Raw genomic sequence first — 26,313 nt, 5'->3', positions numbered from 1 at the left:
GTCCCGCCCCGCCCAGGCGCAGCGCGCCCGCGATCGCGTGCAGGACCTCCTCGGAGGCCCCGGCCGGGGTCTCACTCCTCGGGGAAGTGCTCGGAGATCGCCGCGGCCGCCGTCTCCAGGACGGGGCGCAGCGCCTCTCCCCGCTCCCCGGGGTCCATGCCCGGGGTCCCCCGGTACTGGACGTGCACGATGACGTTGCGCACGGAGAAGTGCCCCGCGCTCCAGTCCTCCATGCCCAGTGCGTCCGGTGCCGTGTAGGAGGCCGTCCAGCCGCCGTCCCCGATGTCCGGCAGGTCGGTGGCGACCAGGTCCGCCTCGTGCTCCTCGGTACCGCTGGAGCCGGCCGTGGAGGAGGTGATGGTGGTGCTCCCCCGGCCCTCGCCGTCGGTCTCCGGCCGCGACGCGGCGATGTGCTCCCGCAGGACCGCGTAGCGGTCGCCCCGCAGCTCCGGAGAGTAGAGGGCGATGCGGATGGACAGCGCCGTCGCCTCCCCGCCCTCGCCCGTGGTGCAGTACTGGGCGGCCAGGGCCTTCGCGGGGATCTCCCTGTTCTCGTACTCGGTCTGCACGGTGGAGAGCTCGAGCCCCTCGGTGCCGGGGACGCGCGCGAACTCGGCCGCGGGAAGGATGCGGGCGCAATCCGCCAGGGAAGTGAACGCCGGCGGCACGCGCACCGCCACGGCGACGAGGGCGGCGACCAGGACCGCGCAGAGCGCTCCGGCCACGGCGAGCACGATGCCGGTCCGGCGGGAGAGGCCGCGGCTCGGGGGCGCCGATGCCGCGGGAGGGGGCGGTGAGGGGTGCATTCTCATCTCTTCGCTTGTCGGGGGGGTGGGGTTCGGGCGGCCCGCGCGTCTCACACGGGCCGCCCGACCCGTGCCGTCCGGACCGGCGCGGGGGCCGGTCCGGCCTCGCCTGGTCTCATCGCGCCCGGCGGTCCGGAGTCTCGGCCTCCGCCCCGAGGAAGGCGCGGGCCTTCTCGGTGAAGAGCGCGTTCATGAGCCGGGTTCCGGGGCCGGCCCACTCTATCCTCAGGCGGATCTCCGTGCCCGTCCCGACGGCGCGCTCCTCCCCGGCGCCTGGACCGGCGGACCGGAGCGGCCGGTCGCGGGGACGGCAGGGGGCGCCCCGCCGGAGCGGACCGGCATCGGAGCGGTTCTCCGCCGGTCCGCTCCGGCCGATGTCAGTCGCGCGGCCGCTTCACGATGGCGCCGACCCCGACCGCCTGCCCCTGCCCGGGGCGATGGCGCCGGCCGTCTCCCGGCCCTGGCCGCCGAGGCCGTTGCGGCCGCGCTGGGTCTGCTCGTGGCCGAAGCCCTTCATCCGCAGACTGCAGGCCGGCACCCTGTGCTCCCGCCCGGTGGCCATGGGCGCTCCCTGCCGGGGGTGGTCCGGGGGCGGCTCCGGCCCCCGGGTCCCGGCCCGGGGCGGGGAGGCCGCTCCCGCCCCGGGACCGGGCGGTCAGGCGCTGATCCGGCGGTACCGGTCCAGGCGCCGGAGGCCGTCGGCGGCGGGGCCTTCCGGGGCGGGGCGGAGCGCCTCCTCCAGCCGGCGCCGGACGGCGGGCGGGTCCAGGTGCATGCCGATGGCGACGAGGCCGTCCGCACCGGAGCGGCCGGTGTGCGGGGCGACGTGGATCTGCCGCCCGACGAGGTTGACCGCGTAGCGGCGGGTCCGCCCGCCCGATGCCACCGCGACCGCGCCCTTCATCCGGTACACGCCTTCCGGCGGGTCCTCGATCAGGTCGACGACCCGGCCGGGGTCGATCGGGCCGTCCGCGCCGACGGTCACCGCGTCCGCGTGCACGTGCGGCGCCGCGTCGCCCTGCTCCAGCTCGGCGAAGGGGAGCTCGGGCTGGGCGGCCTGCTCCGCGGCGGCGTCGAAGACCAGGGCGGGGTCGATGCGGCCGTGCTCGGTGGCGATGACCTGCGCCCGGGGGTTGAGCTCCCGCACCCGGTCGACGATCCGCGCCCGCACCGCGTCCCGATCCGGGGCGGGGATGCGGTCGGTCTTGTTGACGACGATCAGGGTGGCCGTCGCGTACCGCTCGGGCGGGAGGGTTCCGGTGTCGACGGTGTCGAAGTGCTCCGAGGCGTCGATCACGTCGATGACGCCGCCGGGGCGGATCCCGCCGACCTCGCTGAACCGGATGAGCCGGGCCAGGGCGGGCGGGTCGGCGATGCCGCTGGCCTCGACGATCACCGCGTCCAGGCGCAGCCGCGGCTGGGCGAGCTTCTCCAGGGCGGCGTCCAGGCCGCCGGCGTCGGGCAGGCAGCACACGCAGCCGCCGCTGATCGCCTCGGCGTCGTCGACCTGCCCCATCACCAGCCCCGCGTCGACGTTGATGGCGCCGAAGTCGTTGACGACCACGCCGATCCTCGCCCCGGGGGCACGCAGCAACCTGTTGAGCAGGGTCGTCTTTCCGGCACCCAGGTGTCCGGTCAGCGCGATGACAGGGAGCTGCGGCATGGTGTCAGGCCTCTTGCACGGTCGGGCGGGCGGCTGGGCGCCCGGTCGGACGGTCCGGATGGCATCGTGCCAGATTCCGGTGGGCCGCCGGGCGGGGTGCGGCCCCGGGCGGCCGCCGCGCCGCGCCCCGCACCGCTCCGGGGCCGCGGCGTCCGGGCGCCCGCCGGTCCTCCCCCGCCGGCCCGCTCCGGGGCCCGTCCCGGCTCAGCCCGGGGCCTGCCCGGTGCCCGCCTCCAGGAATCGGTCGGCGGTCAGCGGCAGGTCGCGCACCCGGACGCCGGTGGCGTGGAAGGCGGCGTTGGCGATGGCCGCGGCGGTGCCGACGATGCCGATCTCGCCGGCGCCGCGGGACCCGGTGGGGCCGGCCAGGGGGTCGGGGCCCTCCAGCCAGGCGGCGTCGATCCGCCCGACGTCGGCGTTGGCGGCGATGTGGTACTCGGCCAGGTCGCCGTTGACGACGTGGCCGAAGCGCGGGTCGAGCACGCTCTGCTCGTGCAGGGCCATCGACAGCCCCATGGTCATGCCGCCGATGAACTGCGAGCGGACCGTCCGCGGGTTGACGACCCGGCCGATGGAGAAGACGCCGAGCAGGCGCGGCACCCGGATCTCGCCGGTGTCGGCGTCCACCCGGACCTCCGCGAAGTGGGCGCCGAAGGAGGACATGGCGTAGCGCTCGGCCTCGGGGTTGGGCGGGGTGCCGGCGCGCGCCTCGGCGCCGGCGGCCGGGTCGCGGCCGTGCAGCCGGCGGAGCTCCTCCGCGGCCGCGGTGATCGCGGCCCCCCACGACGTGGTCCCGGTGGACCCGCCGGCGACGCTGGCCGGGGGCAGGTCGGTGTCGCCGATGCGGAGGTCGACGTCGCCGATCGGGCGCCCGAGCGCCTCGGCCGCGATCTGGGTGAGCGCCGTGCGGGCGCCGGTGCCGATGTCGGCGGCGCCGATCGCCACCGTGTAGCGGCCCCGGCCGCCGTGGCGGATCGAGGCCACCGATCCGGGCAGGGTGAGGTGGGGGTAGACCGCGGAGGCCACCCCGGTACCGGTCAGCCACCGGCCGGAGCGGTGCGGGCCGGGGGCGGGGTCCCGGTCGGCCCAGCCGAACCGGCGGGCCCCCTCCCGCAGGCATTCGACCAGGCGGCGGTCGGCCCAGGGCAGGCCGCTGTCCGGCGCCACCTCGGGTTCGTTGCGGATGCGCAGCTCGACGGGGTCCAGGCCGCAGGCGTGGGCGAGCTCGTCCATCGCCGACTCCAGGGCGAACATGCCCGGCGCCTCCCCCGGCGCGCGCATCCAGAACGGGGCGGGCACGTCCAGGGCGGCCAGCCGGTGCCGGGTGCGCCGGTGCGGGGCGGCGTACATCTTCCGCGAGCACACCGCGCTCATCTCGGGGAACTCCTTGACCGTGGCGGTCTGCTCGACCGACTCGTGGGAGAGGGCCAGCAGGCGCCCGTCGGTGCCGGCGCCGAGCCGGACCCGCTGCACGGTGGGGGTGCGGTAGCCGGTCAGGGCGAACATCTGGCGGCGGGTCAGCGCGAGCTTGACCCAGCGGCCGGGCAGGGCGCGGGCGGCCAGCGCGGCCAGCACGTTGTGCGGGTGGGGTTCGCCCTTGGACCCGAAGCCCCCTCCGACGTGCGGGGCCAGCACCCGGATCCGCTCCGGGTCCAGGCCCAGGACCGGGGCCAGGACGGCGCGCACGGTGTGCGGGCCCTGGGTGGAGTCGTGCAGGGTGAGCCGGTCGGGGCCGCGCTCCCACAGGGCGGCGGTGGTGTGCGGCTCCATGGGGTTGTTGTGCTCCATGGGCGTGGTGTAGGTGTGCTCGACCCGGACGGGGGCCGCGGCCAGGGCGGCGTCGACGTCGCCGGCCTCGGTGTCGGCCTCCTCCTCATCCGGGCGGTACAGGTCGGCGCGGTCGGCGGTGAGCACGGTGTCGTGGAGGTGCTCGTCGTACTCGACCCGGACGAGGGAGGCCGCCTCCCGCGCGGCCTCGGGGGTGGTCGCCACGACCGCGGCCACGATCTGGCCGCGGAAGGCCACCTCGGGCGATTGCAGGACGGCGAACCGGCGGTCGCCGGCGCCGGGCAGGCGCGGCGCGTCGAAGGGGGTGAGCACGGCCCGCACCCCCTCGACCGCCTCCGCCCCGGCGGTGTCGACGGCCAGCACCGCCCCTCGGGCGATGGTCGCCTGGACGGCGTGCGCGAACCAGGGGTCGGGCACCGGGTGCTCGTAGGCGTAGGGGGCGGTACCGGTCGCCTTGGCCGCGGCCTCCAGGCGCGGGACGGGGGCGCCGACGGCCTGCTGCGTCATGTCTCCTCCGAGGTCAGCTCGCGCAGGACGGCGGCCAGTGCGCCGACCGCCATGGCCGGTTTGGCGGCCGTTCCGGGCCCCGTCTCGGCGCCGGCCGTCTCCGCGCGGCCGGCCGCGCGGAAGCTCTCCTCGACGGCCGGGGCGCCGATCAGGGCCTCTTCGGCCCGGCGGGCGCGGAGGGGGCCGTGGGCCAGGCCGCCGAAGGCGATCCGGGCACCGGTGACCACCCCGTCCTCGGTGGCGATCGCCGCGGCCACCGAGACCAGGGCGAAGGCGTAGGAGGCGCGGTCGCGGACCTTGCGGTAGGCGGAGCGCGCGGCCATCGGGAGTGCGGGGACGTCGACGGCGGTCACCAGCTCGCCGTGGCCGAGGACCGTGTCGCGCTGCGGCTCGGCTCCGGGGTCCCGGTACAGGCCGGTGACGGGCACGGTCCGCTCGCCTTCGGGCCCCAGCAGGCGCACCCGGGCGTCCAGCGCCGCCAGGGCCACCGCCATGTCGGAGGGGTGCACGGCGACGCACTCGCCGGATGTGCCGAAGACGGCGTTGTACCGGTCGTGGCCGTCCCGGGCCGGGCAGCCGGTCCCGGGGGCGCGCTTGTTGCAGGGGGCGGTCGCGTCCTGGAAGTAGACGCAGCGGGTGCGCTGCAGCAGGTTGCCCGCGGTGGTGGCGAGGTTGCGGATCTGGGCGGAGGCGCCGGACAGCACCGCCGAGGCCAGCACCGGGTACTCGCTCCGGACGGCGGGGTGGGCGGCCAGGTCCGCGTTGGACAGCGACGCGCCGATGCGCAGCCCGCCGGCGGGCAGCCGCTCGACGCCGCCGGTGTCGAGCCGGGAGACGTCGACCAGCGCGGTCGGTGCGGCGATACCGAGTTTGAGGTGGTCGACGAGGTTGGTCCCGCCGCCGAGGAAGGCGGCCCCGGGGTCGGCGGCGACGGCGGCGACGGCCGCGGCGGGGTCGCTCTCCCGCCGGTAGTCGAAGGGCCTCATCGGGCGGCCTCCCGGACGGCGGCGACGATGGCGGTGTAGGCGCCGCAGCGGCACAGGTTGCCGCTCATCCGCTCGCGGATCTCCTCGTCGGTGGCCTCGACCGGGCCGTTGGGGTCGCCGGCGTGGCTGGGCCGGCCCTCTTTGATCTCCTCCAGGAGCGCCACCGCGGAGCAGATCTGGCCGGGCGTGCAGTAGCCGCACTGCAGGGCGTCGTGGTCGATGAACGCGCGGGCCACCGGGTGGAGCTCTCCGGGCGGCGCGAGCCCTTGTGCGGTGGTGATCGCGGCGCCGTCGTGGGCCACCGCCAGGGGCAGGCAGGAGACGATCCGGCGGCCTTCCAGCAGCACCGTGCACGATCCGCACTGCCCGTGGTCGCAGCCCTTCTTCGGCGACATCACCCCCAGCCGGTCCCGCAGCGCGTCCAGCAGCGTCGTGCGCGTGTCCACGGTCGTCTTCAGCTGGCGGCCGTCCACGACCAGGGTGATCTCGGCTTCCACGGCGCCCTCCTCGGCCCGCCCGGGTCGTCCCGGTGGTCTCTTGGGCCTCGTTACCGCGCAGGCCCCGCCCTAAACGGAGCCGCGGGGCCGCGGCCCCCGCCGGCCGGGAGCGCCGTTCGGGCCGGGCCCGTGCGGAGGGCCGCCGCGGTCCGGGCCGGTGAGGGGCCGCCTCATCCGGCGGTGCGGCGGAACCGGTACCACTTGGGGGAGGTCCGGTTCATCGGCCAGCCCAGGCCGGCGGTCTCCGCGTCCTGGGTGGCGATGAGCTCCCATCCGGGGAAGGCCGCCTCGATCTCCGCCTGCGACACCCCTTCGACGAGCCGCTGGTACTTCGACGGCCCGAAGGCGAGTATCAGCAGGGTGGCGTCCGGGGCGGCGAGCGCCGTGACGCCCCGCCCTTCGGCGGCCCGCAGGCCGGGTTCGAGGCCCTGGAAGCAGCCGATGTCGAGGAAGAGGTCGAAGGTGCCCAGGCCGGCCGATTCGAGGTCGGTCACGTCGGCCACGGTGTAGGTGATCTCCGCCTGCCCCTTGCCGCGGGCGGCCTCGATCGCCGCCGGGACGATGTCGACGCCCGTCGCCTCCCAGCCGCGCCGGGCCAGCTCGGGGGTGAACTGGCCGCGCCCGCAACCGATGTCCAGCGCCCGCCCGGGGCCGGACGGGCGCTCTTCGCCCTCGCGGTCGAGGAGGGCGCCGAGCTGCGCCCCGACCCCGTCTCCGTAGCGCTCCCACGGGGTGAAACCGAGGCGGTACATCAACGCGTATTTCGTCATGGGCTCACGGTAAGGCGGCTCCGCGGGAGGCTCCGGCCACCCCCCGGGATTGACCGCGGCCGGAATTTCCCCGCCCCGAGAAAACGCTCATATATGCATTTGAACGGCGAAACAGGATTTCATTCCTGGCGGCGGGGGCGGCGAATTCCTTCCGCTCCGGCGGCGTCCCGGCCCGCCCCGGGCCGGGGCCGCCGGCCGGGCCGCCCTCCGGAGGGGGGAAGGGCGGCCCGGGCGGTCCGGGTCAGCGGCCGCCGGCCGCGTCCGCGGGCTCGGCCGGGTCCGGGGCGGGGGACTCCCCACCGGCCCGGGGGCCGCCGGCGGCGCCGGCGCGGTGGCGGCGCTCCAGGGCGGAGCCCTCCACGTCGACGTCGGGCAGGATCCGCTCCAGCCACCGGGGCAGCCGCCAGGCCGCGTCCCCGGCCAGCCGCATGAGCGCGGGGATCAGCAGCATCCGCACCGCGAAGGCGTCGAGCAGGACCCCGAAGGCGAGGGCGAACCCCATCGAGCTGATCATCACGGTCTCGGAGAAGACGAACCCGCCGAAGACCGAGATCATGATGATCGCCGCCGCGGTGACCACCGCCCGCCCGGCCCGGAGGCCCTGGGCGACGGCGAACCGGGCCGGGGCGCCGTGCACGTAGGCCTCGCGCATGCCGGTGCCGATGAACAGCATGTAGTCCATGGCCAGGCCGAACAGGATGCCGGCCAGGAGCGTGGGCAGGAAGTTCAGCACCGGACCGGGGTCGTCCGGCCCGATCAGGCCGCCCAGCCAACCCCACTGGTAGACGGCGACCACGCCGCCCAGCGCGCCGAAGTAGGACAGGATGAATCCGAGGGTGGCGATGACCGGAACGTAGAGCGACCGGAACACCAGCAGCAGGATGACCAGCGACAGGCCGACGACCACGGTGAGGTAGACCGGCAGCGCGTCGCTGAGCGTCTCGGAGATGTCGATGTTGCCGCTGGCCATGCCGGCCACGCCGAGCGGGCCGATGCCGTAGACGGGCTCCAGGCCGCGCAGGGTGTGCACCAGCTCCTCGGTGGAGGCGCTGGACGGCCCCTCCTCCGGGACGACCTGGAAGATGGCGAGGGTGCGGTCGTCGGAGACGCCGATCGGCGCCACCGCGGCGACGTCCTCGTGCGCGTAGAGCTTCTCGGCGACCTCGAACCGGTGCTTCTCCGCGTTGGCCTCGGCGGTCTCCTCGGTCGGGCCGCCGGGCAGCTCGGCGGCGACCAGCAGCGGCCCGTTCCGGCCCTCGCCGAACTCCTCGGCCACCGCGGTGTAGGCCCGGTGCTGGGTGGACTCGGCGGGCTCGGAGGAGCCGTCCGGCATGCCCGCCCGGAGCTCCAGGGCGGGCAGCGCGATGATCCCGAGGGCGAGCACCGCGGCGGCCGCGCGGCCCAGCGCCGACCCGACCGACATGGGGCGGATCCGCGGTCCGGCGGCGCGCTCCGGGGCGCCGTCCCGCGCGCCCCGCCGCAGGCGGTCGCGCTCGCGCCGGCTCAGGACGCGCTCTCCCGCCAGCGCCAGCAGCGCCGGCACCAGGGTCACCGCGACCAGCACCGCGACGGTGACGGCCATGGCGCCCACGCTCCCCATCAGGCCGAGGAAGCCGATCCCGGTCAGGTTCAGCCCCAGCAGCGCGATCAGCACGGTCAGCCCGGCGAAGACCACGGCGTTGCCCGCGGTCCCGTTGGCCAGGCCGATGGACTCGGCCGCCCCGACGCCCTCCTTGAGCTGGCGGCGGTGGCGGTCGACGATGAACAGCGCGTAGTCGATGCCGACGGCCAGGCCGAGCATCAGGCCGAGGATCGGCGTCACCGAGGCCATCGCCAGGACGTCGGAGAGCGACATCGCGGCGAGCACGGCGATGCCGACGCCGAGCAGCGCGGTCAGGATGGGCAGGCCGGCCCCGACCAGGGTGCCGAGCATGACCACCAGGACCACGCCCGCCACGATCAGGCCGATCACCTCGGCGGCGCTGACCAGGGTGGGCATGCCCATGGCGATGTCGTTGCCGAAGTCGACCGAGGTGCCGGGGACGGGGTCGTCGTCGAAGACGGCCATCACCGCGTCGCGGGTCTCCTGGGAGACCTCCTCCTGGCTCTCGGTGAAGGCGATGTTGACCAGGGCGGTGCCGCCGCCCTCGGAGACCTGGCGGACCCCCTCGGACATCTCCATCAGGGCCTCGCCCTGCTCGATCTCCCGGGCGCCCTCGTCCAGCTCCTCCTCGCCCGCGTCGATCTCGGCCTGCCGGGCGTCCAGCCCCTCCTCCAGCCGGTCGAGCAGGCCGGCGGCCTCGGCCTGCTCCCGGCCGGCGTCCAGCCGCTCCTGGCCGGATTCGAGTTCGGCGCGGCCGTCCTCGATCTCCGCACGGCCGTCCTCCAGCGCCTCCGCCTGTTCGGACCGCTCCTGCTCGGTGGCGAACGGGTCCACGGCGGCCTCGACGCCGTCGATCCGGGAGGCGCGCTCGGCGCGGTCGGCGACGGCCTCCCGCTGCTCCTCGGTGAAGGCCGAGCCGTCCTCGGTGCGGTACACGACGGTGCCCGCGCCGCCGCCCATCCCGGGGAACTCCCGCTTCAGGGTCTGGTTCACCTCGTCGGTGGGGGTGCCCGGGATGGAGAAGCTGTCCTCCAGGTCGCCGGAGAAGAGGAGGAACGCGGTGCCGGCCGCCGCCAGGAGGGCCAGCCAGACCGCGATGACGGTCTTGGCGCGGCGCGCCGATGCGCGCCCGAGCCGGTAGAGAAGTTCAGCCATGGTCCGCCTGCAAACGTAGGGGTGTGGGGAGCGCGTGCGCTCAGGTCGTGCCGGCGCCGGGCGCGTGGACGCCGTAGCCGGTGCGGACCGCGGAGACCATGCGCGCCAGGAGGTCGTCCCAGACCCGGCGGGACTCCGCGGTGTCGACCCCGCCGGTGGCCTCCTGCCAGCGCCGGACGACCACCAGGCCGCCGCTGACCAGGGCGCTGCACATCAGGTCCACGGTGAAGGCGTCGGCCTCGGGGTGGTGGCGCCGCACGATCGCGGCCATCCGCGCGCTCAGATCGGTGAACGCGCGCTCGAACAGCACCGCCTCGCCGTGCGCGGAGGCCGGTGACGGCTCGCCGAGGGCCCGGGTCAGCCGGACGATCGGGGCCACCAGGTCGGTGCCGCGCAGCGCGGCGGCCAGCCGGTCGAACACCGGTGCCTCCGCGGCCCGGTCCGCGGGCGCGGCGGCGAGGTCGGCGTCGATGCCGTCGACGATCGTCTCCAGCCCCCGGCCGAGCACTTCGAGGACGACCTCGTCGAGCGAGCCGAAGTGGTTGAAGACGGTCCGCCGCGACACGTCGGCCCGCTCGGCCAGCCGGTCGACGGTGAAGTGCGCGCCTTCGAGCTCGTTCATCAGCTCCGACGCGGCGTCGATGATCGCGCCGCGGTGCCGGGCCTTGAGCGCCTCGCGCCGGCCGGGCCGGGCGGGCGTCCGCTGCTCGTGCATGGCGCAAGAGTACGCAGTTCGGTGCACTCGGTGCAACCACGCACCGAGTGCACCAAAGGCGGCGGGCCCCGCGATCGCCCCCATCTGCGAAAACCCCCTTTCTTTCTCCGGGCGATCCCCGCCGGGGAGGCGCGCGGGGCCGGGGCGGACCGGGCCGGCGACGCGAAAAACCGGCCGGTTCTCTCGCGGTTGCCCTCCCCCGCGGCCGAGGGTGAATAATGCGCCTTCTGCGGCGGTATCGGCAGCCCGTCGCAGCGGTCGCCCTGAGCCCGCGATGCCGCATCTCCCCGCTCTTCCCCGGAGGTCCCTTGTCTCCCCTGCTCAGCCGCCGCGGCATGCTCAAGCTGACCGGAGCCGGCGGTGTCGCCGCCGCGGCCGCCTCGCTCCCCTCCGCCGCGTCCGCCGCCGCCCGCACCTGGCGGGCCACCGGCGAGGAGGTGAAGCCCCTCGCCCACTTCGACGGCGTGATGAAGGAGTACATGCAGGCCCGCGACATCTCCGCGGGCTCCCTCGCGGTGGCCCGCGGCGGGAGGCTGCTGCTGGCCCGCGGCTACACCTGGGGCGACGACTCGGTCGCCGCCACCGGGCCGACCGACGTCTTCCGCATCGCCAGCCTGAGCAAGCCCGTCGCCGGCACCGCCGCGATGCGCCTGGCCCAGGAGGGCGGGCTGGACCTGGACGCGCCCCTGGCCGAGCTGGTCGACCTGGAGCCGCTGCCAGGCGGCACCGCCGACCCGCGGCTCAAGGACGTCACCGTGCGCCGGGCCCTGCAGCACATCGGCGGCTGGGACCGCGAGGCCTCCCTCGACCCGCTGTGGAGCACCATCCAGATCTCCCAGGAGGCCGGCCTCGACCTGCCGCTGAGCGAGAAGGACGTCATCGCCTACACCAGCGGGATGGAGCTGGACCACGCCCCGGCGACCGAGTACGCCTACAGCAACTACGGCTACCTGCTGGTCGGCGAGGCGATCGCGAAGGCCGCCGGGAAGTCCTACGAGGACTACGCGGTCTCCGACGTCCTCGGGCCGCTCGGCATCGCGCGGATGCGCGCCGGCCGCTCGCTGGCCGCGGACCAGGAGGGCGAGGTCCGCTACGAGTCGAAGTACACCGCGACCACCGTCCTCGACGGCTCCGGCGACAAGGTCCCCTACCCCTACGGCGGGTTCAACCTGGAGATCCAGCTGGGCAACGGCGGCTGGGTCGCCTCCGCCGCCGACCTCGCCCGGTTCTGCGCGATCTACGACGCCCCGGACGACGCCGGGATCCTCACCGGGAAGTCCATCGACACGGTGTTCGCCGCACCCGAGACCGGCGGCGGCGCCACCCACTACGGCCTGGGCTGGTCCGTGCGCCCGGTCGGCGACCGGGTCAACACCTGGCACACCGGCAGCATGCCCGGCACCTACACCTTCCTGGCCCGCAGCGGCGGCACCACCCTGGTCGCCCTGTTCAACCGGCGCAGCGAGGGCGACGGCCTGGACTGGTCGGAGATCGACCCGAAGCTGTGGGACGCCGCGAACCGGGTCGGCACCTGGCCCACCGAGGACCTCACCCCGATCTACTTCTGACCGGCGCCCGGGGCCGCCGGGCCCCGTCTCGGACGGAGCCCGGCGCCGCGCTCCCGGCCCCGCCGGACCGCCCGGGCGGTCCGGCGGGGCCGGCCCTCACCCCCTCCCGACGAAGGGCATGGCGGTGGGGAGCACCGTGAGGTACTGGACGTTGCTGTCGGTCGGCATGGACGCCATCATCAGCAGCGCCTCGGTGAACCGCTCCACCGGGATCGCGGCCTCCACCGCCATGGAGCCGTCGGCCTGCATCGCGGGCGGCTGCGGGCTCCCGTCCGCCGGGGCCACGTTGCCGACGTCGATCTGCCCGCAGGCGATCCCGTGCGCGCGGCCGTCCAGCGCCAGGGAGCGGGTCAGCCCGAGCAGCGCGTGCTTGGCGGTGGTGTAGGCGATCGCGTTGGGGCGCGGGGCGTAGGCGGAGGGGGCGCCGTTGTTGATGATCCGCCCGCCCGGCGGCGACTGGCCGCGCATCGCCCGGAAGGCCTCCCGGGAGCAGAGGAAGGCCCCGGTGACGATGGTGCCCAGGACCCGCTCCCAGTCCCCGTCGTCCACCTCCTCGATCGGCCGGCGCGGGGCCGGCGCGCCCGCGTTGTTGAACAGCAGGTCCACCCGGCCGAAGCGGTCCCGCACCGCGGCGAACAGGGCGGCGACCGCGGCGGGGTCGCGGATGTCGGTGGGGGCGCACAGCGCCCGGGCGGCATCGGGGCCGGCCAGCTCCGCGGTCTCCTCCAGCGCCTCCTCGCGCCGCCCGGCCAGCGCCACCGCCCACCCGTCGCGCAGCAGCGCCAGCGCACTGGCCCGGCCGATGCCGCTGCCGCCGCCGGTGACCACCGCGACCCGGGGGCCGCCGTCCGCGCCGCCGCTCACATGGCCTCCGTGCTCATCCACAGCCGCAGCATGCGGCGGGCCCGCGGGCCGGGTTCGTCGGTGTAGGGGGAGCGCCCGTGCAGGACCCGGCTGTTCTTGATGACCAGCAGCTCGCCGGCGCGCATCGGCAGCCCGAAGGCGATCTCGGGCCGGTAGAGGACTTCGTCGAGGACGCCGAGGGCTTCCCACTGCCCCGGGCTCAGCGGCCGCCCGGACTTCTCGGCGGAGGCGCGCACCGTGCGGGTCTGGTAGTAGCAGCCGATCGTCCCGTCCTCCTGGGTGAACAGGATCGGGGAGACGATGAGCTGCGGGCCGGCCCGCCCGGTCCGGTCGAAGGTCCACTCCTCCCTGAGCAGGGCGAGCGCCCCGGGGTCCTCCCGCTCGATGATGTCGTGCACCCGGCGGGCGCTGGCCAGCTTGGTGAGCCCGCCGCCCCGGGCGGCCGGCCGCAGGCAGAGCAGGACCAGCAGGTCGCAGGTGTCGCAGTGGAAGCCGAGCTCGGTGGCGCCGTCCCCGTCCCGGTCGCGCAGCACCTGGGTCAGGTCCCCCGCGCCGTTCTGCGGGACGACCTCGCCGAACTCCCGGAGCAGGAACATCAGGGCCGCGGTGACGGCCTCTTCGGGCTCGGCCGGGTCGACCAGGCCGCGGACGTGCGCGAACCCGACCGCGCCGACGGCCTCCGGGACGAAGGCGCGCAGCCGGTCCCGCACCCCGCCGGCGGCGCCCCACCGGCCGGCGGAGGCGTCCTTCCAGAGCAGCCGCCGCTCGTCCGCGGTGAGCGGCAGCGACCACAGGCCGCGCCGCGCCTCCAGGTAAGCGGTGTCCCACCCGACGTCGGTCGCCGTGCCATCGGACATGTCGTCTTCCTTCCCTTCATCGGCGATGCCCGGCGCCGGGCGGTCGGCGGCGCCGGCCGGAACCTTCGGGGGGCGGGAGGAAACCGGCGCCGACCGCCCAGGACAGCGCGGAGCCCCACCACTGCGGTGTAGGGGGCGCGAAGCGCACCCCGAGGCGCTCCAGCGCGGACACCGTGCGGCTCCGGTCCACGGCGACGTTGCGCGCCGCGGCCTGGGACCAGGCGGCGGCCAGCCGCGCCTCGACCGGGCGGGTCCGCTCCGCCCGGGCCGTCGCCGCCGCGAACCCGTCATCGCCGGTCAGCTCGATCGGGTAGCCGAACGCGGCCGTCCAGGCCACCAGCTCGTCGTGCGGCACCGTGTGCGGGGTCTCCACGTGGTAGGCGCCGGGCGCCGCGTGCGGGTGGAGGGCGAGCGCGGCGATGCCCGCGGCCACCGTGTCGGCGTGCGAGAAGGCGAACTCCTCCTCGGGGCGGCGCGGCGCGGCGCCGGCCAGCACGTAGCCGCGGATCAGCTGGTAGACCCGGTTGTCGGCGATGTTGTGCTGGAAGGCCCCGGTGCGGCTGTGCGCCGCGACGTGGCCGCTGCGGTGCACGTAGCAGCGGCGGCCGGACGCGGCCCAGGCGCGCACCGCCTCCTCCGCCTCGAACTTGGTCCGCTCGTAGGGGGTGCGGAAGCTCTGGCCGATCCGCAGGTCGACCTCGGCGAACCGGCGGGGCGGGCCGTCCACGGCGCCGGAGACGGCCAGCGTGGACAGGTGGTGCAGGGCCGCGCCGGGGATCTCTGCGTCGATCCAGGCGAGCAGGCGGCGCACCGCCGCGGTGTTGGTGCGCTCCAGTTCGGCGGGCGGGGCCACCAGGCGGACGTCGGCGGCGGCGTGCACCACGCACTGCACGTCGCGGAGGCCGGCCAGGGCCTCCGGGGAGAGCCCGAGGCCCTCGCGGTCGATGTCGCCGGCGACCGCGTCGGTTCCGGCCCGGACGCCGCCGATCCGGCGGGCGGCGTCGGCGTCGCGCTCCCCGCGTACCAGGCAGGTGACCCGCGCGCCGCGCTCGGTGAGCGCGTCGAGCAGGTGCCCGCCGAGGTAGCCGGTGGCACCGGTGAGCAGCACCCGGGGCGCCTCGCGGACGGCCTGGTGCGCCGCCCGGGGGCGGCCAGAGGGGCCGGCGGCCCGCAAGGCCTCGTCCGAGGACGGTGGCGGGCGGCGGGCAGAGAGGTCAGCGCCTCCAAGGGCCTCCTCTGAGGACGCCTGTGAGCGACGGGCGGACCGGTCAGCAGCCCGGAGGCCCTCGCTTGAGGGACCCTGTGCTCGGCGGGCAGGCCGGACGGCGCCTCCGAAGACCTCGTCAGAGGAAGGCTGTGGGCGACGGGCAGAGGAATCAGCGGCCCGCAGGGCCTCCGTTGAGGGCGGTGGTGGGCGACGGGCAGAGGGATCAGCGGCCCGCAGGGCCTCCGTTGAGGGTGGTGGTGGGCGACGGGCAGAAGAATCAGCGGCCCGCAGGGCCTCCGTTGAGGGTGGTGGTGGGCGACGGGCAGAGGAATCAGCGGCCCGCAGGGCCTCCGTTGAGGGTGGTGGTGGGCGACGGGCTGGGCCGGTGAGCATCACCTGGCCGGAGGTGGAGGCCCCGGAGCGGGCGTGTGCGGGGGCCTCGGCACCGGCTTCGGCCGCCACGGCCGCGGCGAAGGCGGCCATGATCCGGTCGGCGCCGGGGTGGGACGTCCCCGGCCAGGCATAGACCAGGTCGGCCACGAGTCGGCCGCCGACGATGCGGGCGGTCATCCGGAGCCGCTGCAGCAGGTCGCCGGCGGGGGGACGCGCCGTCCCGGCATGCTCGCGGGCCGGCGTCCACTCCAGTGCCGGTTCGTCCGGCGGGTTGAACGCGCCGAGGAAGTTGAACCCGGTCTCGGGGCGCGGGCCGGGGGTGTCCATCGGCAGTTCGGGGGCCTCGCGCACGGCTCGCTCGGCCGCGCGGGCCCGGTCGCCGGTGCCGCGCTCCAGCAGCACCCGCTTGACCGCGGTGAACCAGCCGACGGTGTCCGGGTGGTCGCCGCCGCCCTGCGCGGCGCCGCGGCCGTGCGTCTCCACCTCGATCCCGACCGCGTCCAGCCCGGTCCGGTCCGCGACGGCCGCGGCGAACGCCGACAGCAGGACCGCTTCGAGCCGCTGCCCGCGGCCGTGCCGGGCGGTGAGCCGGGCGGTGGCGTCCGCCCCGAGCTCCCAGACCAGCGCGGCCGGCTCGGGGTCGCCGCCGGCGCCCTCCACCGGGAGGGCGGGGCCGGCCGCGGCGGCCGCCCCCGGGGCGCCGTCCGCCGGGCCGGGAACCGCCGGGGTGCCGTCCGCCTGGCCAGGAGCCGCCGAGGCACCGTCCGCCGGGGCGGGGGCCGCCGTGGCGCCGTCCGCCGGGCCGGGAACCGCCGGAGTGCCGTCCGCCTGGCCAGGAGCCGCCGAGGCACCGTCCGCCGGACCAGAAGTCCCCGAGGCGCCGACCGCCGGGGCGGGAGCCACCGTGGCGCCCTCCGCCGGGGCTCCGTCGGCCGGGTCGGAGGCCTGCGGGGCGGCGTCGGCCGGGTCGGGGGTCGGGGGCCGGTCCGCGGCCCACCGGTAGAAGTCGGCCGTCGGGGGCAGGCCGGCCTCCTCGCCGCGGAGCGCGGCCCGGTAGGCGGCGGCCAGGTCGTCCAGGAGGATCCGCCAGGAGACGCCGTCGACGGCCAGGTGGTGCGCGATCAGCGCGATCCGGTCGCGGACACCGGGTCCGCCGGAGAACAGGTGCACCCGGAGCAGCAGCCCGGACTCGGGGTCGAGGGCGCGGTGCAGCTCGGCGCAGGTGCCCTCGACGGTCTCGGCGACGGCGTCCGCCGCTCCGCGGACCGGGGAGAACGTCACCGCCTCCAGGTCCTCGGCGGGACGCGGCTCCCCGGGACCCTGCGGGCCGATCGGCCGGCGCAGCGCGGGGTGGCGCCGGAGCACCTCGCGCACGGCGGCCGAGAGCGCCGCCGGGTCCACCCGCACCCCGCAGGCGAGCAGCGCGGACTGGTTCCAGTGCCGCGGGTCCGGCACGGTGCGGAAGAGCCACCGCTGCGCCGGGGCCGGGCGCGCCTCCCCGGAGCGGACCGGGGCGGCCGGGCGCTCCGCGGGGCGCGCCTCGTGCACCGCGGCGGCCAGCCCGCTCGGCGTCGGGTTCCGGTAGAAGTCGTCGAAGGCGGCGGTATGGCCGCGCCTGCGCAGGAACGCGATGGTGTACATCGCGAGGATCGAGTCGCCGCCCAGTTCCAGCACGTCGGCGTGGGGGTCGACGCCGGGCAGGCCGAGCGCGTCCGCCCACAGCCGCGCGATGGCGCGGGCGGTCGGCTCCCGGTCCGCTCCGCCCGGTCCGGCGCCCCGCTCCGCCTCCGGGCGGAAGGCCCGCTCTTCGAGGGCGCCGTCCACGATCGCGCCGAGCCGCTCGGCGTCGACCTTCCCGTTCGGGCCGAGCGGAAGCTCGCGCAGCGCGAGCAGGGGGCGCGGCACGGCGTACTCCGGGAGCCGGTCGTGCAGGTGCGCGCGGAGCGCGGCGAGCGCGTCCTCCTCCGCGCGGCCGTCGGTGAGGCGCACCGCGGCGGCCGGGCGGGCGCCCGCGGGGGTGGTGCGCAGCACCACCGCGGCCCGGCCGACCCCGGGGAACTCCTCGATCGCCCGCTCGACCCCGGCGAGGTCGACGCGGAACCCGCGGATCTTCACCTGGCGGTCGGCGCGGCCCAGGAAGACCAGGTCGCCCTCGGGGCGGCGGCGGCACAGGTCGCCGGTGCGGTAGACCCGCTCCCCCCGGTGGTCGAAGAAGCGGCGCCCGGTCTCCTCGGGGCGGCCGTGGTAGCCGGCGCTGACGCCGCGGCCCCCGATGTGCAGCTCGCCCGCGGCGCCGTCGGGGACCGGCTCCCCGGCGGCGTCCAGCAGGTGCAGCGCGCCCCCGCCGATGGCGGTGCCGATGGGGACCGTCGCCTCGTCCTCGGGCAGCTCGGCGGAGGCCCCGGCGAGGAAGCAGGCGGCGCCGATGGTCGTCTCGGTCGGGCCGTAGTGGTTGGCCACCCGCTCCGCGACGCCCTCGTCGAGCAGGCGGGCGGCGAGCGAGCGGGTCAGCGTCTCGCCGCCGAGGATGAGCGCGCGCAGCGCGGGGGCGCCCGGCGGCCGCCCCTCCAGCAGGGCCGCCAGGTGCGAGGGGGTCGTCTTCAGCACCGACACGCCGGTCCGGTGCAGCTCGGCCCAGAACCCCTCGGGGTCGCGCACCAGCCGGTCCGGGAGGACCTGCACGGACCCCGCGGTCACCGGGGCGAGCAGCCAGGAGGTGTGCCCGAGGTCGGCGGCGAGCGTGGTGACGTGGGCGATGCGCGGCGCCTCGGCCTCCCCCCAGCCGAGGCGGCGGCGGAGCGAGAGGGCGTAGTGGGCCGCGTTGGCGTGGGTGACGGCGACGGCCTTGGGCTCGCCGTTGGAGCCCGAGGTGAAGGAGAGGTAGGCCGGGTCCTGGGGGCGGGGGCCCGCGCCCGGGGGCGGCTCCCCGGGGGCGCCGGCGTGCGCCGCCTCCTCCGCGTCGAGGTCGACGGTCTCGGTGGGGCAGGCGGCGGGGGCGGGGGCCGCGTCGTCGGCGGTCAGGGCGAGGGCCGCCTGCACCGTTCTGAGGCGGCGCTCGGTGTCGGCGGCGCTCCATCCGGGGTCGACCGGCACCGCCGCCGCGCCGGAGCGCAGTACGCCGTGGAGCAGCGCGATCAGCCGGGCGTCGCGGGGGCCGAGCACCGCGACCCGGTCGCCGCGGGCGATGCCGAGGCGGTGCAGGCGGTCCGCGATCCGCGCCGCGGCCGCGTCGAGCCGGCGGTGGTCGTAGCGGCGGGCGCCGTCGGCCAGCGCCGGGAGGTGCGGGTGGGCCGCGGCCGCGCGGGACAGCAGGTCGGGCAGGACCGGGGCGGCCGGAGGGGGCGGGTCGGGAGAGGGGGAAGGAGAGTGTATGCGCGTCGCGCGCGTCATGTACGGCTGCCTCCGGTCGGTGCGTGCGGGGTCGCTGCGGCCGTTCCGCCCTCCGCCGGGACGTGGGGCCGCGCCCGGCCGGCGTCGCCCGCGATGTAGGCCTCCAGGCCCTCCTCCCGCCGCAGGCGGCCGGTGAGGCCCCAGGCGAGCATGCGGTGCAGCCCGTCCAGGTGGGTGAGGGCGGTGCGGACGCGCAGGCCCTCGTAGTCGACGTGGTCCACGGGCCGGGTGCTCAGGTAGACGGGGGTGGCCGGGGAGCGGCCCATCAGCTCCAGTTTCTCCGTGCAGACCGGGTTCAGCTCGGCGATCCGGTCCCGGTCCTCCCGCAGCCGCCGCACCGCCTGCCCCACCGTCAGCCCGGACCGGGGCACCAGCTCGTAGCCGCCGCCCTCGGAGAGGTGCCAGGGGAGCATGACGCCGAGGGCCTCCTCCTCGGTGAGCCGCACCCGCCACCAGGTGCCGAGCAGGTCCTCGGCGCGGCGCAGGTTCTCCTCGCCGTCCCGGTTGGTGTTGGCCTCATGGGCCCGCTCGGCCGGGTGGTCGCGCAGGTAGACCCGCCGGACCTCGGTGTACGCGACCGGTTCGACGATCTCCATCCGGGGGTCCCTTCATGCCGTCTCGGCGTATTCGGTGAAGTGCCGCTCGTCGAACAGGTCGGGCCAGCGGCCCCGGCCGAGGTCGAGTTCGCGCGCTCTGGCGAGCATGTGCCTCCAGTAGGGTTTCACAGGCCTCCAGCGGGCCCCGGTCTGGCAGTAGGAGGCGTCGACGAAGTAGCGGGGGCGGCCGCCGCCTCCCGGGGCGGGCCTGCGGGCGTGGAAGAGCGCCGAGTTGATGAGCACGGTCGAGCCCGGGGGCAGCCCTCCGACCACCTCCTCCCCCGGCAGCTCGGCGGTGCCGAGGTGGGCGCGGGCGTCCTTGCCGGCCGGTTCGCGGTGCGATCCGGGCAGGACCACCAGGCTTCCCATCGTCTCGTCGAGGCCGCCGAGGTAGTGCAGCGCGTGCACCATGAGCAGGGACCGGTCCGCGCCGCTGTTGGGCTCGTAGTCGTGGTGCCAGGGCTTGCCCGCGCCCTGCGCGTCGTGCCGGTCGCTGTGCAGGTGGTGGAAGGCGAACGGTCCGCCCATGAGCTCGGAGAGGACGCCCATCAGCGGCGGGAGGGCGAGCAGCTCGCCGTGGGCCTCCAGCTCCAGTTCCAGCAGCGGGGGCAGGCCGTTGGCGGCCGGGTCGACGCTGCACGCGATCGAGCGCGCCCGCAGCCCCTCGTCCACCCAGCGGTCGACCTCGGGAAGGAGCCGGTCCAGCAGGGAGTCGGGCAGGAGGCCGGGGAGGACCAGGTAGCCCGACTCGTCGAACGTGTTCTGCCTCTCGGCGGTGTCCGCCCGCCCGGGCGACGGCCGCATCAGTGCCGACCGGCCTCTCCGCGCGGCGACGGTGCTCCGCAGGCGCCTCCGGGAGGGGGCGCCTGCGCAGGCCCGCGCGGGGCGGTCCGGCGCGGGGCGGGGTGCTCCCGGGGGGCGGTTCTTCTCTCATCGATCCGGGCCGCCATACCTGACCTCCGTGATCGCAGAGCGGAATCAAGTAGGCGTGCATCGTAACCGGGTGTGCCGGAGGGGAGGCAAGGGGTTACCACGGGTAGTGGCCGGAAGCGGCAGGGGCACTGGACAGGGCGGCGGATCTGGCCGACCCTGGTTCCCCCGCCCCGCCGCTCCGCGCGGGAAAGCCCTGGCCGGGCCGGTGGGCGCCCGCCCCTTCGGGCTCCCCCTCCGCCGGTGTCCGCATCCGGCCCCGGAGAGGCGGCGCCGCCCGCCTGGAGGCCGCGTGCGGCCGCTCCGGCGGCGCGGCCCGTATCATGCCCCGATGGTCCCCCGGCGCCCCCTCGCCCGCGCGCTCCTCGCCGCCTTCCTGCTCCTGGCCGCGGTCCACCTGGCCGTCCTGCTCCTCGGGGCCGGGGCCTGGGACCGGCCGACCCAGGTCCTCCTCATGCCGGCCCTGGCCCTGGCGGTGCTCGCCGCCGCGGAGCGGCCCCGGAGCCGCCCGGTGGCGCTGCTGGCGGCCGCCCTGTTCTTCTCCTGGCTCGGCGACGCCCTTCCCGCCCTGGCCTCCGGCGACACCGCGTTCCTGCTGATGGTGGGTGGTTTCCTGGCCGCCCAGCTGGTGTACGTACTGCTGTTCTGGCCGTACCGGGACCGGAGCGTGCTGCTGCGCCGCCGGTGGCTGCTGGCGCCCTACGCCGGGGCCGTCGCGGCCCTGGTCTGGCTGTGCGCACCGCACGCCGGCGGCCTGCTGGTCCCCGTCCTCGCCTACGGGGCGGTGCTGGGGCTGATGGCGGTGCTGGCCACCGGGGCCGGCCCCTGGACGGCGGCGGGCGGGGCGCTGTTCCTGGCCTCCGACGGCCTCATCGCGCTGCGCGCCTTCGTCCCGGGCTTCGCGCCGCCGCTGGACGGCTTCTGGGTGATGGCCTCCTACTGCGCGGCGCAGGCCCTGATCGCGCTGGGCGCCCTGAAGCGGGCGGAGGCCCCGCCCGCCGGTGCGGCGGGCGGGGCGCGGGCGCGCCGGAGGGGCGGGCCGCCCGGGGTCAGCCGGCGGGCGCGGGGGCGTGGTGCCGCCCCAGGGGGAGCATCAGCGGGCGGCCCGAGACCGGGTCGGTGATGACCTCGCTGCGCAGCCCGAACACGGCGCGCACCGTCTCGGGGGTGAGCACCCGCTCGGGCGGGCCCGCCGCGTGCAGGCCTCCGGAGGCGAGCGCGATGAGGTGGTCGGCGTAGCGCGCGGCGAGGTTGAGGTCGTGCAGGACCAGCACGATGGTGGTGCCGAGCGAGAGGTTCAGGTCGGTGAGCAGGTCGAGGACCTCGATCTGGTGGCTGACGTCGAGGAAGGTGGTCGGCTCGTCGAGCAGCAGCAGGTCGGTCCGCTGGGCCAGGACCATCGCGATCCAGACCCGCTGGCGCTGCCCTCCGGAGAGCTCGTCGACCGGCCGGTCGGCGAGCTCGGCGGTCCCCGTCGCGTCCAGGGCGGCGGCGACCGCCTCGTCGTCCTCCCTGCGCCGGCGGGAGAGCGCCCCGTGGTGCGGGTGGCGGCCGCGGCCCACCAGGTCGCTCACGGTGATCCCCTCCGGGGCGACCGGCGACTGCGGGAGCAGGCCCAGCGTCCGGGCGAGCCGCTTCGGCGGGGTCCGGTGCACCTCCCCGCCGTCCAGCAGCACCCGCCCGCCCTTGGGCGCCAGCAGCCGGGACATCGAGCGGAGCAGGGTGGACTTGCCGCACGCGTTGGCGCCGACGATCGCGGTGATCCTCCCCGGCGGGACCTCGAGGTCGAGGGAGTCGATGACGGTGCGGTCCTTGTAGCCGAGGGTCAGCTCCTCGGCGGTCAGCGTGTGGTCCGTGGTCACAGGGAGCCCCCGGCGCGGTTGGTTCGGACGAGCAGGTAGACGAGGTAGGGCGCGCCGAGCACGCCGGTGACGACCCCGACCGGGTAGCGGGTCGGGAAGAGGAACTGCGCGCAGAGGTCGGCCGCCTGCACCAGGAGCGCCCCCACCAGGGCGGCGGGGACGAGCAGGGAGCCGTCCCGGCCCGTGATCCGCGCCGCGATCGGCCCGGAGAGGAAGGCGACGAAGGCCACCGGTCCCGCCGCGGCGGTGGCGAACGCGATGAGGCCGACCGCGGCGATGATGGCGGCGAACCGGGTGCGGTCCACGCGCACCCCCAGCGCGGAGGCGGTGTCGTCGCCCAGCCGGAGCAGGGAGAGCTCGCCCGAGCGGTGCAGCAGCACCGGCCCGGCGACCAGCAGCGCGGCCAGGACCGGCCAGACGTCGCCCCAGGCGGCGCCGTTGAGGCTCCCGGTCAGCCAGCGCATCGCCTCCTGGAGGTCCCATTCGGCCGCCCGGTCCAGGATGTGGGCGGTGGCGGCGTCCAGCATGGCCGCGACGCCGATGCCGATCAGGACCAGCCGGGTCCCGGCGACCCCGTCCTTGAAGGAGAGCAGGTAGATCAGGACCGCCACGGCCAGCCCGGCGGCGATCGCGAAGGCCGACACCGCGGCCCCGCCGAGCGAGAGCACCACGATCGCGAAGGTCGCGGCCGCCCCGGCGCCGGAGCTGATGCCGATGACGTCCGGGCTGGCGAGCGGGTTGCGGAGCATGGTCTGGAAGGTGACGCCGCCCAGCCCGAAGCAGAGCCCCACCGCCACCGCGAGCGCGGCCCGGGGCAGCCGGAGCCGCCCGACGGTGAACGAGGCCCCCGGCACGTCCCGGCCGAGGACCGCCCCGAGCACGTCGCCGGGCGGGTAGAAGGTCCGCCCGGCCATGAGGGCCGCCGCGAAGGCGAGGACGATCAGGGCGGCGAGGACGGCGATCACGGTGCGCCGCCGGCGGGACCGCCGCCTCCGGCCGCGGATCACCGCCTCGACGGTGGAGGTGTTCACAGTTCGCGGACTTTCCGACGGCGGACGATGTGGATGAAGAACGGCGCCCCGATCAGCGCGGTCACGATGCCCACGTCGATCTCGGCCGGGCGCACCGCGATCCGGCCGACCACGTCCGCCGCGGTCAGCAGGGCGGCGCCGGTGAGCGCGGAGAGCGGCAGCAGCCAGCGGTGCCCGCCGCCGACGAGCAGCCGGACCGCGTGCGGCACGACCAGCCCGACGAAGGCGATCGGCCCGGTGAGGGCGGTGGTGGCGCCGCAGAGCACGACGGCCCCCAGGGAGGCGGCCGCGCGGGCGGCCGCGACCCGCGCCCCCAGGCCGGCGGCCAGGTCGTCGCCGAGCGCCAGCAGGTCGAGCCCGCGCGCCGACAGCAGGCAGACCACCGCTCCGGCCAGGATGAACGGGAGCACCTGGGCGACGCCCTCGAAGGTGCCGCCGCCCACCCCGCCGATCTGCCAGGAGCGGACCCCTCCGGCGATGTCGTTGCGCGGCAGGACGACGGCGCTGATGAAGGAGGCCAGCGCCGCGGAGGTGGCCGCCCCGGCGAGGGCGAGCTTGAGCGGTGTCGCGCCGCCCCGCCCCAGCGAGCCGACCGCGTAGACGAACGCCGCGGTGGCGCCGGCGCCGGCGATCGCGGCCCAGACGAAGCCGGTCGCGGAGGTGAGTCCGAAGAAGGCGATGCCGGCGACCACGGCGAGCGAGGCCCCCATGTTGACGCCGAGGATGCCGGGGTCGGCCAGCGGGTTGCGGGTCACCCCCTGCATGACCGCCCCGGACAGGCCGAGGGCGGCGCCGGCGAGGACGGCGAGCAGGGTGCGGGGGACCCGCTTGGCGACCGCCGCCTGGTCGAAGCCGTCCACCGGGCCGCCGAACGCCGCGGTCAGGGCCGACCAGGGCACCTCGCGGGAGCCGACGGCGATCGAGGCGAACATCAGCGCGAGCAGCGCGGCCGCCGCCGCGAGCAGCCAGAGGGGTCTGCCGCGCCCCGTCCGCCGCGCGGCGGACGGGGCGGGCGGGGCCGCGGGTCCGGCCGTCACTTCGCCCCGTCGGCGGCCGTCTCCAGGAGCGACAGGTAGTCGTCCAGGACCCAGGAGATGGAGAGCGGGGTGGGGTTCGCGGCGGTGCCCAGCGGGCCGTCCCCGGGGAGGTTGACGACGGCGCCGTTCTCCACCGCCGGCATCCGGGAGAGCAGCGGGTCGCCCTCCAGGGTCTCCACCAGCTCGTCGCCGCCGTAGGTGACGATGACGTCGACGTCGTCGAAGGCGTCCGCCTTCTCCGCGCTGCGGGTCAGGGAGAACTTGTCGGTCTCCTCCGAGGCGGACGCCAGGCTCTCCGGGATCTCCATCCCGAGGTCCTCGAAGAACATGGTGCGGGTGTCGTGCGTGGTGTAGAAGCTGACCTCGCTGAGGTCGGTGGTGTCCACGTGGGTCAGGAACATCACCGAGCGGCCCTCGATCCCCGGGTGGCCTGCGGCCGCCTCGCCGATCTCCTTCTCCAGGCCGGCGATGAGCTCCCCGCCCTCGTCCTCCCGGCCCAGGGCGCGGCTGTTCATCCGGATCATCTCCCGCCAGGAGGCGCCCCAGGCGGTCTCCGGGTAGGCCACGACGGGGGCGATCTCGCTGAGGGTGTCGTAGTCCTCCCGGGTCAGCCCGGAGTAGGCGGCGAGGATCACGTCCGGCCGGGTGTCGGCGACCGCCTCGAAGTCGATGCCGTCGGTCTCGTCGAACAGCACCGGCGTCTCGGCGTCCAGCTCTTCGAGCCTCTCCTCGACCCAGGGGAGGACGCCGTCGCCGTCGTCGTCGCCGAAGTTCGCTGCGGCCATGCCGACCGGCACGGTCCCCAGGGCCAGCGGGACCTCGTGGTTGGCCCAGTTCACCGTGGCGACCCGCTCGGGCTTCGCGTCGATGGCCGTCTCGCCGAACGCGTGCTCGACGGTGACCGGGGTCCAGTCGCCGGAGCCGCCCTCCCCTTCCTCGGGGGCTGAGGGAGAGCAGGCCGCGAGCCCGAGGGCGAGCAGCGCGGCGCCGGGGAGCGCGAACGGGCGTGAAACGCGGGGCATGGCTTCCTTCCGGTCGTCGCCGTGCGGACCCGGACCGGCGGGGGCCCTGAGGGGGCGGGGGCGGCGCGTCCCGGGGTCCGGCCGGGGCGGTCCGGGGGCGCGGGGGTGCGCGGGCCCTGGCCGCAGCGACGGCAGTGGCTTAGGTTTGCCTAACCGAATTTAGGTTGCACTGACCTGAGGCGCAATCGCGCGGAAGGGACTCCCCGTGTCGCGGAACGGACATCCGGAGCCCGGGGAGGCGCCGGTCCGACCGGCGGTCACTGCGCGCGGAACCGCCCCGGGCTCAGCCCCGTGACCCGCCGGAAGGCCACCCCGAAGGCGCTCGCCGAGCGGTATCCCACGCAGGCGGCGACCTCCTCGACCTCCTCTCCGCGGGCGAGCATCTCGGCCGCCCGCTGCACCCGCGCGGCCGCCGTCCAGCCGCCGAAGCCCAGGCCCGTCTCGGCGCGGAACGCCCGGGTGAGGGTGCGGGTGCTCACACCGAGCCGCTCGGCCCACACCGCCAGCGTGGTGGCGTCGCCGGGGTCCTCGCGCACCGCCTCGACGATGGGCGCCAGCAGCGGCGACTCGGGGATCTGCAGGATCAGCTCGCGCCGGGACGGGGCGAGCAGGTCCAGCACCATCGCCTCGGTCCTGGACCGCTCCCCCGCGCCGAGGCCGCCGCCGTCGAGCCGGTCCAGCAGGAGCCGCAGCAGCGGAGTGACCTCCACCGCGACGGCCCGCTCGGAGACCGCGGGCGCCGCGTGGATGCTGAACTGCGCGGCGCGGTGCCGCGTCCCCGCCGGCGTCCACCCGGAATGCGGCGTACCGGCCGGGACCCACAGGCCCACCGCCGGGGTGATGGTCCAGACGCGCTTGCCGACCGACGCCGAGGAGGCGCCCCGCTCGTTCCAGAGCAGCTCGTGGGTGGGGTGCGAGTGCTCCTCCCAGAAGGTGTCCCGGGGGATGTCCTCGGCCCTGCCCGCGATCACGAACGGCACGTCGATCTCACCGGCGGCGTACCGCGGCAGCCTGCGGCTGTCGGCGCCGCCGGGGCCCGGTCGGGTGTCTGGTTCGGCCACGCCGC

Annotated in this window: 21 protein-coding genes; 2 read left to right on the top strand and 19 right to left on the bottom strand. The window is 76.4% G+C overall.

What is annotated here, in order from left to right:
* Positions 1–71 precede the first annotated feature (71 nt).
* From J0910_RS13820 to J0910_RS13780, 9 genes are all read right to left on the bottom strand, one after another.
* Positions 72–725 carry a hypothetical protein gene (locus J0910_RS13820; protein WP_420158910.1) on the bottom strand — a complete coding sequence of 218 codons (654 nt, stop codon included), beginning with the start codon at positions 723–725 and terminating at the stop codon, positions 72–74.
* A 475-nt stretch (positions 726–1,200) separates the two neighbouring features.
* On the bottom strand, positions 1,201–1,368 hold the full coding sequence (locus tag J0910_RS13815; RefSeq protein ID WP_420158909.1) for a DUF4177 domain-containing protein: 168 nt from the start codon (positions 1,366–1,368) through the stop codon (positions 1,201–1,203).
* 93 nt (positions 1,369–1,461) lie between these two features.
* Positions 1,462–2,469, bottom strand: coding sequence for a CobW family GTP-binding protein (locus J0910_RS13810; RefSeq protein ID WP_420158908.1), 1,008 nt, complete (start codon positions 2,467–2,469; stop codon positions 1,462–1,464).
* Between the two features lie 204 nt (positions 2,470–2,673).
* Positions 2,674–4,764, bottom strand: coding sequence for a xanthine dehydrogenase family protein molybdopterin-binding subunit (locus J0910_RS13805; RefSeq protein WP_420158907.1), 2,091 nt, complete (start codon positions 4,762–4,764; stop codon positions 2,674–2,676).
* Positions 4,761–5,750, bottom strand: a complete 990-nt coding sequence (locus J0910_RS13800) for an FAD binding domain-containing protein (RefSeq protein WP_420158906.1) — start codon at positions 5,748–5,750, stop codon at positions 4,761–4,763. Before J0910_RS13800 ends, J0910_RS13805 begins: the two co-directional genes overlap by 4 nt.
* On the bottom strand, positions 5,747–6,247 hold the full coding sequence (locus J0910_RS13795) for a 2Fe-2S iron-sulfur cluster-binding protein (RefSeq protein WP_420158905.1): 501 nt from the start codon (positions 6,245–6,247) through the stop codon (positions 5,747–5,749). The genes J0910_RS13800 and J0910_RS13795 overlap by 4 nt, the downstream gene beginning before the upstream one ends.
* 170 nt (positions 6,248–6,417) lie before the next feature.
* The gene (locus tag J0910_RS13790) at positions 6,418–7,017 is read right to left on the bottom strand and encodes a class I SAM-dependent methyltransferase (protein WP_420158904.1); all 600 of its coding nucleotides are present in this window, start codon (positions 7,015–7,017) and stop codon (positions 6,418–6,420) included.
* Positions 7,018–7,258: 241 nt separating this feature from the next.
* Positions 7,259–9,775 carry an MMPL family transporter gene (locus tag J0910_RS13785; RefSeq protein WP_420158903.1) on the bottom strand — a complete coding sequence of 839 codons (2,517 nt, stop codon included), beginning with the start codon at positions 9,773–9,775 and terminating at the stop codon, positions 7,259–7,261.
* Between the two features lie 40 nt (positions 9,776–9,815).
* Positions 9,816–10,490 carry a TetR/AcrR family transcriptional regulator gene (locus tag J0910_RS13780; protein WP_420158902.1) on the bottom strand — a complete coding sequence of 225 codons (675 nt, stop codon included), beginning with the start codon at positions 10,488–10,490 and terminating at the stop codon, positions 9,816–9,818.
* A gap of 308 nt (positions 10,491–10,798) precedes the next feature.
* Here J0910_RS13780 and J0910_RS13775 point away from each other — a divergent pair, with 308 nt between their 5' ends.
* Complete coding sequence (locus tag J0910_RS13775; RefSeq protein ID WP_420158901.1) at positions 10,799–12,058, top strand: serine hydrolase domain-containing protein; 1,260 nt, start codon at positions 10,799–10,801, stop codon at positions 12,056–12,058.
* Positions 12,059–12,154: 96 nt separating this feature from the next.
* Here J0910_RS13775 and J0910_RS13770 read toward each other — a convergent pair whose 3' ends face one another.
* The 5 genes from J0910_RS13770 to J0910_RS13750 are packed head-to-tail and all read right to left on the bottom strand — an operon-like array spanning position 12,155 to position 20,169.
* Positions 12,155–12,943 carry an SDR family oxidoreductase gene (locus J0910_RS13770; protein ID WP_420158900.1) on the bottom strand — a complete coding sequence of 263 codons (789 nt, stop codon included), beginning with the start codon at positions 12,941–12,943 and terminating at the stop codon, positions 12,155–12,157.
* The gene (locus J0910_RS13765) at positions 12,919–13,779 is read right to left on the bottom strand and encodes a TauD/TfdA family dioxygenase (protein ID WP_420158899.1); all 861 of its coding nucleotides are present in this window, start codon (positions 13,777–13,779) and stop codon (positions 12,919–12,921) included. Before J0910_RS13765 ends, J0910_RS13770 begins: the two co-directional genes overlap by 25 nt.
* Before the next feature lie 16 nt (positions 13,780–13,795).
* On the bottom strand, positions 13,796–18,769 hold the full coding sequence (locus J0910_RS13760) for an amino acid adenylation domain-containing protein (protein WP_420158898.1): 4,974 nt from the start codon (positions 18,767–18,769) through the stop codon (positions 13,796–13,798).
* Entirely contained in the window at positions 18,766–19,365 is a 600-nt protein-coding gene (locus tag J0910_RS13755; RefSeq protein WP_420158897.1) for a DUF6309 family protein, read from the bottom strand. The genes J0910_RS13760 and J0910_RS13755 overlap by 4 nt, the downstream gene beginning before the upstream one ends.
* Before the next feature lie 12 nt (positions 19,366–19,377).
* Positions 19,378–20,169, bottom strand: a complete 792-nt coding sequence (locus J0910_RS13750; RefSeq protein ID WP_420158896.1) for a phytanoyl-CoA dioxygenase family protein — start codon at positions 20,167–20,169, stop codon at positions 19,378–19,380.
* 457 nt (positions 20,170–20,626) lie between these two features.
* Between J0910_RS13750 and J0910_RS13745 the strand changes: the two genes are divergently transcribed.
* Complete coding sequence (locus tag J0910_RS13745) at positions 20,627–21,418, top strand: lysoplasmalogenase (RefSeq protein WP_420158895.1); 792 nt, start codon at positions 20,627–20,629, stop codon at positions 21,416–21,418.
* Here the strand turns inward: J0910_RS13745 and J0910_RS13740 are convergent.
* The 5 genes from J0910_RS13740 to J0910_RS13720 all read right to left on the bottom strand — a co-directional run bounded on the left by J0910_RS13740 (position 21,345) and on the right by J0910_RS13720 (position 26,308).
* Positions 21,345–22,157, bottom strand: a complete 813-nt coding sequence (locus J0910_RS13740) for an ABC transporter ATP-binding protein (protein ID WP_420158894.1) — start codon at positions 22,155–22,157, stop codon at positions 21,345–21,347. The genes J0910_RS13745 and J0910_RS13740 overlap by 74 nt on opposite strands.
* Complete coding sequence (locus J0910_RS13735) at positions 22,154–23,188, bottom strand: FecCD family ABC transporter permease (RefSeq protein WP_420158893.1); 1,035 nt, start codon at positions 23,186–23,188, stop codon at positions 22,154–22,156. Before J0910_RS13735 ends, J0910_RS13740 begins: the two co-directional genes overlap by 4 nt.
* Positions 23,185–24,225 carry a FecCD family ABC transporter permease gene (locus J0910_RS13730; protein ID WP_420158892.1) on the bottom strand — a complete coding sequence of 347 codons (1,041 nt, stop codon included), beginning with the start codon at positions 24,223–24,225 and terminating at the stop codon, positions 23,185–23,187. The genes J0910_RS13735 and J0910_RS13730 overlap by 4 nt, the downstream gene beginning before the upstream one ends.
* Positions 24,222–25,247 carry an iron-siderophore ABC transporter substrate-binding protein gene (locus J0910_RS13725; RefSeq protein WP_420158891.1) on the bottom strand — a complete coding sequence of 342 codons (1,026 nt, stop codon included), beginning with the start codon at positions 25,245–25,247 and terminating at the stop codon, positions 24,222–24,224. The genes J0910_RS13730 and J0910_RS13725 overlap by 4 nt, the downstream gene beginning before the upstream one ends.
* Before the next feature lie 257 nt (positions 25,248–25,504).
* Positions 25,505–26,308, bottom strand: coding sequence for a helix-turn-helix domain-containing protein (locus J0910_RS13720; RefSeq protein WP_420158890.1), 804 nt, complete (start codon positions 26,306–26,308; stop codon positions 25,505–25,507).
* Positions 26,309–26,313 lie beyond the last annotated feature (5 nt).

The sequence above is a fragment of the Nocardiopsis oceanisediminis genome, assembly GCF_048595525.1.
Taxonomy (GTDB): Bacteria; Actinomycetota; Actinomycetes; order Streptosporangiales; family Streptosporangiaceae; genus Nocardiopsis_A; species Nocardiopsis_A oceanisediminis.
The sequence above is the reverse complement of the archived record's forward strand: the minus strand, read 5'-3'. Positions and strand labels throughout refer to the sequence as shown.

Excerpts from the sequence above, each read along its gene's own strand:
- J0910_RS13745 (WP_420158895.1), top strand. The coding sequence starts at position 20,627 with ATGGTCCCCCGGCGCCCCCTCGCCCGCGCGCTCCTCGCCGCCTTCCTG.
- J0910_RS13780 (WP_420158902.1), bottom strand. The coding sequence starts at position 10,490 with ATGCACGAGCAGCGGACGCCCGCCCGGCCCGGCCGGCGCGAGGCGCTC.
- J0910_RS13765 (WP_420158899.1), bottom strand. The coding sequence starts at position 13,779 with ATGTCCGATGGCACGGCGACCGACGTCGGGTGGGACACCGCTTACCTG.
- J0910_RS13800 (WP_420158906.1), bottom strand. The coding sequence starts at position 5,750 with ATGAGGCCCTTCGACTACCGGCGGGAGAGCGACCCCGCCGCGGCCGTC.
- J0910_RS13755 (WP_420158897.1), bottom strand. The coding sequence starts at position 19,365 with ATGGAGATCGTCGAACCGGTCGCGTACACCGAGGTCCGGCGGGTCTAC.
- J0910_RS13790 (WP_420158904.1), bottom strand. The coding sequence starts at position 7,017 with ATGACGAAATACGCGTTGATGTACCGCCTCGGTTTCACCCCGTGGGAG.
- J0910_RS13750 (WP_420158896.1), bottom strand. The coding sequence starts at position 20,169 with ATGCGGCCGTCGCCCGGGCGGGCGGACACCGCCGAGAGGCAGAACACG.
- J0910_RS13815 (WP_420158909.1), bottom strand. The coding sequence starts at position 1,368 with ATGGCCACCGGGCGGGAGCACAGGGTGCCGGCCTGCAGTCTGCGGATG.
- J0910_RS13785 (WP_420158903.1), bottom strand. The coding sequence starts at position 9,775 with ATGGCTGAACTTCTCTACCGGCTCGGGCGCGCATCGGCGCGCCGCGCC.
- J0910_RS13810 (WP_420158908.1), bottom strand. The coding sequence starts at position 2,469 with ATGCCGCAGCTCCCTGTCATCGCGCTGACCGGACACCTGGGTGCCGGA.
- J0910_RS13805 (WP_420158907.1), bottom strand. The coding sequence starts at position 4,764 with ATGACGCAGCAGGCCGTCGGCGCCCCCGTCCCGCGCCTGGAGGCCGCG.
- J0910_RS13725 (WP_420158891.1), bottom strand. The coding sequence starts at position 25,247 with ATGCCCCGCGTTTCACGCCCGTTCGCGCTCCCCGGCGCCGCGCTGCTC.
- J0910_RS13760 (WP_420158898.1), bottom strand. The coding sequence starts at position 18,769 with ATGACGCGCGCGACGCGCATACACTCTCCTTCCCCCTCTCCCGACCCG.